General features: G+C 67.4%; 9 protein-coding genes and 1 pseudogene. 7 read left to right on the plus strand and 3 right to left on the minus strand.

Going from position 1 to position 10,710, the window contains the following annotated elements; translation table 11 throughout:
- Positions 1 to 168: 168 nt before the first annotated feature.
- Positions 169 to 2,043 carry a lytic transglycosylase domain-containing protein gene (locus tag ACILR9_RS28860; RefSeq protein ID WP_395713431.1) on the minus strand — a complete coding sequence of 625 codons (1,875 nt, stop codon included), beginning with the start codon at positions 2,041 to 2,043 and terminating at the stop codon, positions 169 to 171.
- Positions 2,044 to 2,127: 84 nt separating this feature from the next.
- On the opposite strand from ACILR9_RS28860, the gene ACILR9_RS28865 reads away from it, so the two are divergent.
- The 7 genes from ACILR9_RS28865 to ACILR9_RS28895 all read left to right on the plus strand — a co-directional run bounded on the left by ACILR9_RS28865 (position 2,128) and on the right by ACILR9_RS28895 (position 8,682).
- On the plus strand, positions 2,128 to 4,329 hold the full coding sequence (locus tag ACILR9_RS28865) for a rhodanese-like domain-containing protein (protein WP_395713432.1): 2,202 nt from the start codon (positions 2,128 to 2,130) through the stop codon (positions 4,327 to 4,329).
- 248 nt (positions 4,330 to 4,577) lie between these two features.
- On the plus strand, positions 4,578 to 5,951 hold the full coding sequence (locus ACILR9_RS28870) for an IS4 family transposase (RefSeq protein WP_395713433.1): 1,374 nt from the start codon (positions 4,578 to 4,580) through the stop codon (positions 5,949 to 5,951).
- A 391-nt stretch (positions 5,952 to 6,342) separates the two neighbouring features.
- The gene (locus tag ACILR9_RS28875) at positions 6,343 to 6,579 is read left to right on the plus strand and encodes an AtpZ/AtpI family protein (RefSeq protein ID WP_395713434.1); all 237 of its coding nucleotides are present in this window, start codon (positions 6,343 to 6,345) and stop codon (positions 6,577 to 6,579) included.
- 36 nt (positions 6,580 to 6,615) lie between these two features.
- Positions 6,616 to 7,278, plus strand: coding sequence for a F0F1 ATP synthase subunit A (locus tag ACILR9_RS28880; protein WP_395713435.1), 663 nt, complete (start codon positions 6,616 to 6,618; stop codon positions 7,276 to 7,278).
- Positions 7,279 to 7,323: 45 nt separating this feature from the next.
- Positions 7,324 to 7,551, plus strand: a complete 228-nt coding sequence (locus ACILR9_RS28885; protein WP_147156091.1) for a F0F1 ATP synthase subunit C — start codon at positions 7,324 to 7,326, stop codon at positions 7,549 to 7,551.
- A gap of 25 nt (positions 7,552 to 7,576) precedes the next feature.
- Positions 7,577 to 8,155, plus strand: a complete 579-nt coding sequence (locus tag ACILR9_RS28890) for a hypothetical protein (RefSeq protein WP_395713436.1) — start codon at positions 7,577 to 7,579, stop codon at positions 8,153 to 8,155.
- Positions 8,152 to 8,682: a hypothetical protein gene (locus tag ACILR9_RS28895; RefSeq protein ID WP_395713437.1), complete on the plus strand. Its 531-nt coding sequence runs from the start codon at positions 8,152 to 8,154 to the stop codon at positions 8,680 to 8,682. The genes ACILR9_RS28890 and ACILR9_RS28895 overlap by 4 nt, the downstream gene beginning before the upstream one ends.
- A gap of 346 nt (positions 8,683 to 9,028) precedes the next feature.
- On the opposite strand, the gene ACILR9_RS28900 is transcribed toward ACILR9_RS28895, so the two are convergent.
- Together ACILR9_RS28900 and ACILR9_RS28905 are read right to left on the minus strand one after the other, a co-directional pair.
- The gene (locus ACILR9_RS28900) at positions 9,029 to 9,535 is read right to left on the minus strand and encodes a CmcJ/NvfI family oxidoreductase (RefSeq protein WP_395713438.1); all 507 of its coding nucleotides are present in this window, start codon (positions 9,533 to 9,535) and stop codon (positions 9,029 to 9,031) included.
- A 39-nt stretch (positions 9,536 to 9,574) separates the two neighbouring features.
- Positions 9,575 to 10,465 (minus strand): annotated as a pseudogene (locus ACILR9_RS28905) (sulfate ABC transporter substrate-binding protein); the annotation flags it as partial.
- Positions 10,466 to 10,710: the final 245 nt, after the last annotated feature.

A 10,710-nucleotide genomic window follows, 5' to 3' on the forward strand; every position in this document is an offset into this window, starting at 1 on the left:
AGCGAAGGACCTCATCGCCGCGAGCTAGAGCGTGCCTTGAAACTTCCGGCGATGAGATCCTTCGCTACGCTCAGGATGACAGGAGAAACGCGCCTTCGTTCAATAAAGGTCACAGGCCGTCAGGATCAGAATTTTGTTGGGCCTTCGATTAAATTTGACGTCGATCCCTCAACGCCCCGTATCCTGCGGCGTGTAGCGCGGCCATTCGTGGGCGGCGATCTGGTCGAGCGACGGCGTCGGCTGGCCGAGGCGGATCTGGTACATCCAGTAGTTGGTCAGCACGCGCTGCACGAAGTCGCGCGTCTCGTTGAGCGGGATCGAGGCGATGTAGAGCATCGGATCCTGCGAGGCGTTGAGCGAGGCGTCCCAGCGATAGACGTTGCCGATGCCGCCGTTGTAGCTCGCCGTGGTGCGCACCAGGTTGTTGTCGACCTCGCCCAGCAGCACGCCGATATAGGACTGCCCCAGGGCCACGTTGGTCGAGGGCTCCCAGAAGTTCGAGCCGGCGAGCTCGGGCGCGTAGCGCGTGCTCACCTGGTGGGCGGTCGCCGGCATCAGCTGCATCAGGCCGATGGCGCCGACATAGGAGCGCGCCTTCGGATTGTAGGCCGATTCCTGCCGCATGAAGCCCCACACCAGCGCGCGGTCGATCGAGTAGCCGCTGGTCGGCTGCCACGGCGGCATCGGGAACATCGCGCCGTCGTAGCCCTTGATGTTGTGGCGCTGGTCCCAGTTGGCGTTGCCGACGCGCGCCGACAGGCCGGGCATCGATGCCTTCTGCGCCACCGCGAACACCGCCTCGATGAAGCGCGGATCGGCGTCGATCGAGGCGGCGAACAGCTCGCGCTCGGCGGCGGTCGCAGCACCAAGCTGCATCAGCGCCATCGCCCGTCGGCCAGCGCGGTCGTTGACCAGCAGGTCGGCCTTGCGGCGGTCGAGCGCCGGCACGTTCCAGTCGGGCTCGATGCGCATGCCGAGCGTCTTGGCCGCCACCAGGCCGTGGAAGGTCGTGCGATGCAGCGCCGCGCGCTTGAGATAGGGCGCGAATTTCTGCGGGTTGCCGGCCAGCAGGTTGGCGCGCGCCGCCCAGAACGAGCCGGCCGCGAGGGTCCACGACGAGGCCTGGTCGGGCGGCGCATCGGCCACCGCCTCGAAGCGGCGCACGGCCTCGCTCATGTCGCCGCGGGTGAAGCCGGACAGGCCGGCCGTCCAGTTGGCATCGGCCGGCATGCCGAGATCGACCGGCACCTGCACGCCGCGCTGCGGATCGGCCTCGAGCGCGCGCGTGCGGATGCGGCCGCGCCACAGCTCGACCTCCTGCGGGCCCAGCACCTCGGCCGTCGACCTCTGGTCGAGCAGGGCGAAACCCGCATTGAAGCCGCCATTGTCGACCATGTGCTGCAGCCGGCCGCGCAGATCGGCGGCACGGCCGCCGTCCGCACCGTTCACGGTGCGCGCCGCGGCGAAGGTCGGCGAGAGCTGAGGTTGGCTGACGAAGCTCGACGGCGTCAGGTCGGACGCGCCGCCGGGCCGGCGCGCCAGGGCCAGCTTGTAGACCGCCGGCGCATCGGGATGGTCGTTGTATTCCTGCAGCCAGGCCGCGAGCTGATCGTAGGTCGCGGCATAGCCGGTGCCGAGCAGGCGCTGGGCCTGGACGTACCCCATCAGCACCTTGTCCTTCAGGCCGGCGATGTCGGCATCGGCCTGGCCGTACTGCCCGGCGGCCTGCGCCTGGAAGATGCGGCGGTAACGGTCGCGCGTGTCGGCATCGAGCACCGTCGGCAGGTCGGCGACGACGGCGATCTCGTCGAGCTCGATCACCGGCGGCGGCGGCACGAAGACCGGGCGGCGAGGGACGATCGTGGGATGGGCGCGCGGCTGAACCGCCGGCCGGTGGGCGCTCGATGCCGCGGCCGGCTTGGCGGCGGCGGCGGGCTTGGCCGGCGGCTTCGTCGTGGTCTGGGCCCCTGCAAACCCCGTCAGGGCCGAGGCGGCCAGCAACGTCACTGCTCCCAGCAGGACGACCGGAACGATGGGCTTCATGCTGCACCGTAGTGCGACTTGGCGTCGAACGACAAGCATTCCGTGACCCCGAAATCGGGCTACTATGACTCAACGGAGGACCCCATGACCCTGCATATCGAGCGGGCCGCAGCGGTGCGGCGGCTGGTCGACGAGACACGGCGGATCGAGGCGGAGGGCGTGAGCTACGCCCTCCTCGACAGGATCGGCGGCCTGCTGGCTGCCCTGGCATCGCGTGCCGAGCTGTTCCCGCAAGCCGAGTTCCCGCTCGGACCCGACGGCGGCATCTACCGGCTGAGCGAGGATCCCGACCATCGCTTCGCGCTCTATGCCTCGGCCGGCGGCGCCGGCAAGAAGGTGCCGCCGCACAACCACACGACCTGGGCGATCATCGCCGGCGTGCACGGCGCCGAGCGCAACGTGGTCTACGAGCGCCTCGACAACGGCGCGCAGGAGGGCGTGGTCAAGCTGCGCGAGGCGCCCGCCAAGGAGAAGACCCTCAGACGCGGCGACGTGATCTCCTACCTGCCCGACGACTTCCATCACATCGAGACGCCGGCCGGTTCGGGCGATGCGCTGCACCTCCATTTCTATGGTCTCAGCCTCGAGCACCTGCCCGACCGCGTCTCGGTCGACATGGCGAGCGGCACGGCCAAGCGCTTCATGGCCAGGGCCAGGATCCTGACGCCGCTCGTGTCGGTGCAGGACGTCAAGGCGACGCTGAAGTCCGGTGAGGTCTTCGCCTTCTTCGACGTGCGCGAGGAGGGCCAGTTCTCGCGCGAGGGCCACCCGCTGTTCGCCACGCCGCTGCCGCTGTCGCGGCTCGAGCCGCGGGCGCTCGCCCTGCTACCCGACCCCAACACGCGCATCGTGCTGATGGACGGCGGTGAGGCGAGCGGCGACCCGCAATGGGCCGGCCGCGCCAACCGCGCCGCCGCGCGGCTGTCGCAGATGGGCTACACCGACATCGCGGTGATGAAGGGCGGCCTCGCGGCGTGGCGCAACGCCGGCTACGAGGTCTTCACCGGCGTCAACGTGCCCAGCAAGGCGTTCGGCGAGGTGGTCGAGCACGAGAACGACACGCCGCGCATCGACGCTGCCGACCTGCAGAAACTGGTCGACGCCAAGACCGACCTGGTGATCCTCGATTCGCGGCCGATGCCGGAGTTCAACACCATGTCGATCCCGGGCGGCATCGACTGCCCCGGCGCCGAGCTGGTCTATCGCGTCAAGGATCTGGCGCCCGACCCAAAGACCCTGGTGGTGGTCAATTGCGCCGGCCGCACGCGCTCGATCATCGGCGCCCAGTCGCTGATCAATGCCGGCCTGCCCAACAAGGTGATCGCGCTGAAGAACGGCACCATGGGCTGGCATCTCGCCGGCCTGCAGGTGGCGCGCGGCGAGACGAGGAGCTTCGGCCCGCAGGGGCCGGAGGCGGCGAAGTTCGCCCTGGGCGCCGCCGCCGCGCTCGCCGGGCGGATGAAGATCAGGAAGATCGACCGGGCCGGGCTGGCGGCGCTGGAGGCGCGCGGCGGGCCGCTGCACCGCCTCGACGTGCGCGATCCGGCGGAATACGCCCAAGGCCATCTGAAAGGTTTCCGCCACGCCGCCGGCGGCCAGCTCGTGCAGGCGACCGACCAGTATGTCGGCGCGCGCAACGCCACCATCGTGCTGCACGACAATGACGGCGTGCGCGCGACCCTGACGGCGCACTGGCTGCTGCAGATGGGCTGGGCCGAGACCTACGTCCTCGAGCACGAGCCGGCGGCCGGCGAGCTCACCACCGAGGCCGAGCCGCGCTTCCCGGCGGGTTTCGCGCTGCCCAAGCCCGACGCCGTCGCGGCCGCGGCGCTCAGCGGCGCGCTGGCCACGACGCTGGTGGTCGACCTCGACACCAGCCTGCGCTACCGCGACGGCCACGTGCCGGGCGCCTGGTTCGCCGTGCGCGCCAACCTCGCGGCGACCGTCCCGGCCATGCTGGCCAAGCAGCCGGGCGTGACCCGGATCGTGCTGATCTCGCCCGACGGCGAGTTCGCCGCCTTCGCCGCGTCGGAAGTGGAGGCGGTCGCCGGCAGCCTGCCGGTGGCGGTCCTCGGCGGCGGCATGAAGGCGTGGCGCGATGCCAAGCTGCCGGTCGAGACCGGCCATGTCAGGATGGCCGACCCGCCGACCGACGTCTGGTACCGGCCTTACGACAACAAGGAGAACGTCGAGGCCGCCATGCGCGAGTATCTCGAGTGGGAGGTCGACCTCGTCCCGCAGGTCAAGCGCGACGGCGATGCGACCTTCACGGTGCTGAAGGGATAGGGTCTTCATTCTCCTCCCCAGCTCCGCTGGCTAGTTTCAGCACAGATGTTGCGCCGCACGAAGACGGGGGGAGGTTGGGAGTGTGTGTTGAGGAGCACGCTTCTCCTATAATTTTGGAATCCAATACAACTGTCGAGAGCAACAATAGAATCCTCGAATCGCCTGGCGAATCACTTCGAAGCCCCCTGTTGCAGCGAGCAGAGCCAATGTGATCTCTGACGATCCTCTTCAACCCAAAGAGGATCACCATGATCGGCGAGATCGGTTATTTCGGCGACGCCCGGCTGGCCCGCAATGGCGCCCTGCTGCTCGAGCGCATGCACCAACGACAGACTGTCTGTATACGCAAGCTCACCGAGGGTCGGGCCGAACAGGTCAGGTTCCTGCGCTTTCTGTCGAACAAGGAGGTCACAGTGGAGGAAATGATCTCGCATCGCGCCCTCCTGGCCGGCGTCGCTGCGGTCGACCGCCACGTGCTGGCAATCCAGGACACCAGCGAGGTCAACTACCAGGCACAACGCCGCCGCAAGCACTCGCTCGGCACGGTCGGCAATGGCACCGACGTCGGGCTGTTCATCCATCCGGTGCTCGCTGTCGACGCCGACAACGGCGAATGCCTGGGCCTGGTCGACGCACAGATCTGGCGCCGCACCACCGGCAAGGCCGCCAACTACAAAGAACTGCCGATCGAGTGCAAGGAGTCCAATCGATGGCTCAAGGGAGCCGACCGCGCCAAGGCCGTCCTGGCCGACGCCGCCCTGATCACCGTCGTCGATGACCGCGAGGCCGACATCTACGAGAAATGGGATCGCCTGCCCGACCAACACACCCACCTGCTGACCCGCGCCTGTCGCAATCGTAGCCTGGGCGACGGCCGCAAATTGTTCGAAACCTTGGCCAGCTTCGACGAGGTCCACCGCTTCGAGCTCGATCTGACCGCCCGACCAGGCAAGAAGCGCATCGCCCGAAAGGCCACGATCGCCGTCCGCTTCGGACCGCTCACCATTCGACGCCCTAAATCGTGCTCCGATCGCCAAGCCTCGCCCGAGATCGACCTGTTCGCCATCGAAGCCCGCGAGATCGACCCGCCGCCCGGCCAGACACCCATCATCTGGCGCCTCTTGACCACCCATCGCCTCGACAGCCTCGAAAAGGCCGTCACCGTGATCGGCTGGTACCGCAGGCGGTGGGACATCGAGCAGCTCTTTCGAACCCTCAAGCAACAGGGCCTGCGCCTCGAACAGAGCGTCCTCGAGGACGGCAACGCTCTCGAAAAGCTCGCCGCCATCGCTCTCATCACCGCTGCCATCACCATGCAGCTCGTCGCCGCTCGCTCCGCCGCCCAACAAGCCGCCCCGGCTAGCCGCGTCTTCTCATCTCAGCAGCTCATCGTCATCGCCGCCTTGCTCAGCACCAGACAAGGGCGCACCGCAAAACAGCGAAATCCCTTTCCTCCCAACAGTCTCGCTGCCGCTGCCTGGATCATCGCTCGACTCGGCGGATGGACCGGATACCAAAGTGACAAATCAAATGGCCCCATCACTATGCGCGACGGACTCGAACGCTTCTACGCTATCGCTGATGGTTACCATCTCGCAGCGCAACATCTGTGCTCAAGTTAGGCTCCGCTGGGGAGGTGTCCGCGTCCAAGGCGTTTGGCCGCTCTGCGGCCAAAAGCCGATGCGGACGGAGGGGTCATGAACAGCGGGACTGGGGCCCATGACCCCTCCGCCCCGTATGACGGGGCACCTCCCCAGCGAAGCTGGGGAGGAATATGAAGGGCGGAGTTGTCGTGCCGCGCAGCGAATTCAGCGGCCCCACGTTGACCCGCTAATTACCTGCCACATAAAGGGAATCGGTTTCTTGACAGGGCAATCCCCACCCCCTAGAGAGCCGCCGCGAAGCGCTGGCGGGGCACCTGATCCCGACGGTGATCGGCGGCGGGTCGAGGACATCGACCGGCGGCTGAAGGCGGCGCGGGGAACGGTCGAAAAGCCGCGGCAGAGCAGCGGAATGTCGCACCGGCAGACTGGCGTTGCCTATCGTGTGCTGGTCGATATGATCGCGGGCCTTTTGGTCGGGGGCTTTCTCGGCTATTGGCTCGACCGCTGGCTGGGTTGGACGCCGTATGCGCTGGTGACGGGTCTCGTGTTGGGCTTCGTCGCCGGTGTCAATAATGCCTGGCGCGCCATTCGGCAGTACTCGAAGGAGGCGGCCGGGGGCGACGACGGGGGCCCGCGACTGCCCTGAGGCGGCGTGTAGGCGTAGATGGAAGTGGGGATCTAAATGCATAGCCCTATGGAGCAGTTCGAGATCAAGAAACTGCTTCACTTGAACCTCTTCGGCATCGACGCCTCCTTCACGAATTCAGCGACCTGGATGATCATCGCCGTGATCCTGGCGACCGTGGGCTACGAGTTCATCGCCGGCATGGTGCGCGACAATGTCGGCGACGGCGGCAAGAAGTACTTCCCGTTCATCCTGACGCTCTTCATCTTCATCCTGTTCTGCAACGTGCTGGGCATGGTGCCCTACTCGTTCACGCCGACCAGCCATATCGTCGTCACCTTCGCCATGGCGGCGTTCGTGTTCGTCGGCGTGACCATCATCGGCTTCGCCCGGCACGGCACGCATTTCCTGTCGCTCTTCGTGCCCAAGGGCGTGCCGTTCGTGCTGCTGCTGCTGCTGGTGCCGATCGAGATCATCTCCTACTTCATCCGCCCCTTCAGCCTGTCGATCCGGCTGTTCGCCAACATGCTGGCGGGCCACACCATGCTGAAGGTGTTCGGCGGCTTCGTCGTCATGCTCGGCATCATCGGCGGCTGGGCTCCGCTCGCCTTCATCGTCGTGTTCACCGGCCTGGAGCTGCTCATCGCGTTCCTGCAGGCCTATGTGTTCGCCATCCTGACCTGTCTCTATCTCAACGACGCAGTTCATCTCCATCACTGACCGCAACCGCCTGAACTGACATCACTGACTGAAAGGAACATTCAAATGGACGCTTCTGCAGCCAAGCTCATCGGCGCCGGCCTCGCCACCATCGCTCTCGCCGGCGTCGGCGTCGGCATCGGCAACATCTTCGGCAGCTTCGTGTCGGGCGCGCTGCGCAACCCGGAAGCCGCTCCCCGCGTGTTCGGCAATGTGCTGCTGGGCTTCGCGCTCACCGAGGCCGTCGCGCTGTTCGCGCTGGTCATCGCCTTCATGATCCTGTTCGTGTTCTGATCCAGAAGGGTCGGAACCAGCGATCATGCGTACACCTGTCTACAGCGCGCTGGCGGGCGGGCTCGTCACCTTCGCCGTGGGCGGTACCGCCGCCGCGGGTCAGGGCGGCATGCCGCAGCTCGACTACCATCTCTTCGCGCCGCAGCTCGTGTGGCTGGCGATCGCTTTCGTCACCCTGTACCTGGTGATGTCGCGGCTGGCCGTGCCGGCGATCTCCGACACGCTGGAGCGCCGGCAGGCCAAGATCCAGGGCGACCTCGACGCGGCCGAGAAGGCCAACGAGGACACCCGCGCCCTGGTGGCCGCCTACCAGAAGCGCCTGGCCGATTCGCGTGAGGACGCCCGCCGTCTGATGCGCGAGCAGGGCGAGACCGACAGCACGGCAGCCAGCGCGCGCCTGCACGAGCTCAGCGATCGCCTGGCCCGTCAGATCGACGAGGCCGAGAGGCGCATCGCCAGGCAGCGCGACGACGTCATGGCCGGGCTGGAGCATATGGCCCGCGACATCGGCCAGGACGTCTACGGCAAGCTCGCCGGCCAGGCGGCCGACGCCAACGCGCTGGCCGGCAAGGTCGCGAGCGCGATGAAGGGAGCCAACCGATGATCGGTACCGCCTGGGCGGCCGACGCCGATGCCGGCCATGGCGGCCTGTTCTCCGATCCCGCTTTTTGGGTCGCGGTCGCCTTCGTCATCTTCTTCGCCCTGGCCGGCAAGGTTCTGTGGGCGCGCATCTCCGACATGCTCGACAAGCGCGCCGCGGCGATCTCCAAGGCGCTGGCCGACGCCGAGCGGTTGCGCAACGAGGCGCTGAAGGCCAAGGCCGATGCCGAGCGCACGCTGACCCAGGCCGCCAGCGAAAGCGCCGCCATCCTGCAGCAGGCCAAGGAAGAGGCTGGGCGCATGCAGGCCCGCGCCGCCGCCAGCCTCGAGAGCGCGGTCGCGCTGCGCGAGCAGCAGGCGCTCGACCGCATCGCCCAGTCGGAAGCGGCCGCCACCAAGGAAGTGCGCGACACCGCCGTCGACGTGGCCCTGTCTGCGACGCGTGCCCTGCTGCGCGAGCAGGTCGGCTCGCCGAGCACGACCAAGCAGGTCGACGACGCCATCGCCGAGCTGCCGCGCCGCCTGCACTGATTCTTCAAGAGATCGTTATCGCCCGCACACAAGAACCGCGGGCTACCTGCCACCCCCGCCGCAAGGCGGGGGTTTTTCTTTTCTCTTCTCCTCCCGGCTTCGCCGGGGAGGAACTTGGGGCGACCTCGTCTCCCCTCCCTAAGCGTAGCTTGAGGAGGTGTCGTGTCATACGCGACGGAGGGGTCATGAGCAGCGAGACTGAGGCCTCTGACCCCTCCGTCCGCGTCGGCATTTTGGCCGCGCAGCGGCCAAAAGCCTTTAGACGCGGACACCTCCCCAGCGAAGCTGGGGAGGGGCATGAAAAAGCGCGACGCTTGTTCCTCCCCAGCGAAGCTGGCGAGGACGATCAGAAGAACACCATGCTCCTGACCTCGATGCTCTCGCGCGGCGGGGCGCCCTTGGCGAGCGGGTTTTCGAACGAGGTGTGGAAGGAGAGCCGGGCGCGGCCGTCGTTGGCGCTGTCGTGGATGCGGATCAGCAGCGCCTCGTCGGGCTGCATGTCGGAGAAGTAGTAGCAGCGATGGCCCGGCTTGTACTCGACCGACGAGGTCTCGCCGCGCAGATGGGCGTAGACCAAGTCGCTCGCGATCAGGTCGTCATTGGAGAAGGTGCGGGCGTCGCACAGCGCCAGCGGCGAGTCCCGCACCGGGCCGCGGATCGGGCGCCATACATTGACGATGCCGAAGCGGCCTTCGAGCAGCGCCGGCGCATCGGCGCCGAGATGGTCGCGCACGCGGCGCGGCGCCGAGTTGACGGTATGGTCGTTGTGCACCCGGCGCGCCGGCTCGCGCGCACCCGTGCGCCCGGCATTGCGCACCGTGTGGTCGAACACGACGACGCGGCTCGCCCCCAAGCCAACTGCCCGGAGCCCTCAGGCGGAGAGCGGCGTCGCTCATCGCGTCGCCGGCTTGCCGGACGGCCGGTAGATCTGGTCGAACACCGCACCATCGGCGAAATGCTCGACCTGCGCCTTGGTCCAACCGCCGAACACCTGATCGATGGTCACCAGCCGGATCTTGGGGAAGCGCGCCAGGTCGGCAGGATCGGCCGCCTCGGGCTTGGACGGGCGATAGAAGTTGCGGGCGATGATCGCCTGCGCCGCCGGGCTGTAGAGGAAGTCGAGATAGGCTTCGGCGACCTTGCGCGTGCCGCGCTTGTCGACCACGGCATCGACCAGGGAGACCGGCGGCTCGGCCAGGATCGAGAAGGACGGCACGACGATCTCGAGCTTGTCGGCGCCGAGCTCCTGCAGGATCAGGAAGGCCTCGTTCTCCCACGAGATGAACACGTCGCCGACGGCGCGCTGGGCGAAGGTCGTGGTCGAGCCGCGTGCGCCCGAATCGAGCACCGGCACGTTGCGGTAGATCGCCTCGACGAACTTGCGGGCGGCGGCCTGGTCGCCCTTGCTGCGATCGAGCTCCCAGGCCCACGCCGCGAGATAGTTCCAGCGCGCCCCGCCGGAGGTCTTGGGATTGGGCGTCACGACCGACACGCCATCCTTGGCGAGATCGCTCCACTCCTTGATGCCCTTGGGATTGCCCTTGCGCACCACGAACACGATGGTCGAGGTGTAGGGCGAAGAATTGTTGGGCAGGCGTGATTGCCAGTTGGCCGGCAGGCGCTTGGATTCGCGGGCGATGGCGTCGATGTCTCCGGCCAGCGCCAGGGTGACGACGTCGGCCGGCAGGCCATCGATCACCGAGCGCGCCTGCTTGCCCGAGCCGCCGTGCGAGGTACGCACGGTGACCTTCGGGCCGGCTGCGGACGCTACGAACGAACTAAAGCGAAGACTTGCGGCTCAGCCGAGCCGGCTCATGCGGCATCTGCCGCATCTCCCCAGCTTCGCTGGGGAGGTGTCCGCGTCTAAAGGCTTTTGGCCGCTGCGCGGCCAAAATGCCGACGCGGACGGAGGGGTCATGAGCCACAATCGGGCTGCCCATGACCCCTCCGTCGCCGTAAGACGGCGACACCTCCCCAGCGAAGCTGGGGAGGAGAAGCGAAAGTCAGCGCCTATAGGCGCGCCACTCC

This window comes from Reyranella sp. (assembly GCF_044224635.1).
Taxonomy (GTDB): domain Bacteria; phylum Pseudomonadota; class Alphaproteobacteria; order Reyranellales; family Reyranellaceae; genus Reyranella.

Bases quoted from the DNA above. Each gene is read 5' to 3' on its own strand.
- ACILR9_RS28860 (WP_395713431.1), bottom strand. From the start codon at position 2,043: ATGAAGCCCATCGTTCCGGTCGTCCTGCTGGGAGCAGTGACGTTGCTG.
- ACILR9_RS28865 (WP_395713432.1), top strand. From the start codon at position 2,128: ATGACCCTGCATATCGAGCGGGCCGCAGCGGTGCGGCGGCTGGTCGAC.
- ACILR9_RS28870 (WP_395713433.1), top strand. From the start codon at position 4,578: ATGATCGGCGAGATCGGTTATTTCGGCGACGCCCGGCTGGCCCGCAAT.
- ACILR9_RS28875 (WP_395713434.1), top strand. From the start codon at position 6,343: ATGTCGCACCGGCAGACTGGCGTTGCCTATCGTGTGCTGGTCGATATG.
- ACILR9_RS28880 (WP_395713435.1), top strand. From the start codon at position 6,616: ATGCATAGCCCTATGGAGCAGTTCGAGATCAAGAAACTGCTTCACTTG.
- ACILR9_RS28885 (WP_147156091.1), top strand. From the start codon at position 7,324: ATGGACGCTTCTGCAGCCAAGCTCATCGGCGCCGGCCTCGCCACCATC.
- ACILR9_RS28890 (WP_395713436.1), top strand. From the start codon at position 7,577: ATGCGTACACCTGTCTACAGCGCGCTGGCGGGCGGGCTCGTCACCTTC.
- ACILR9_RS28895 (WP_395713437.1), top strand. From the start codon at position 8,152: ATGATCGGTACCGCCTGGGCGGCCGACGCCGATGCCGGCCATGGCGGC.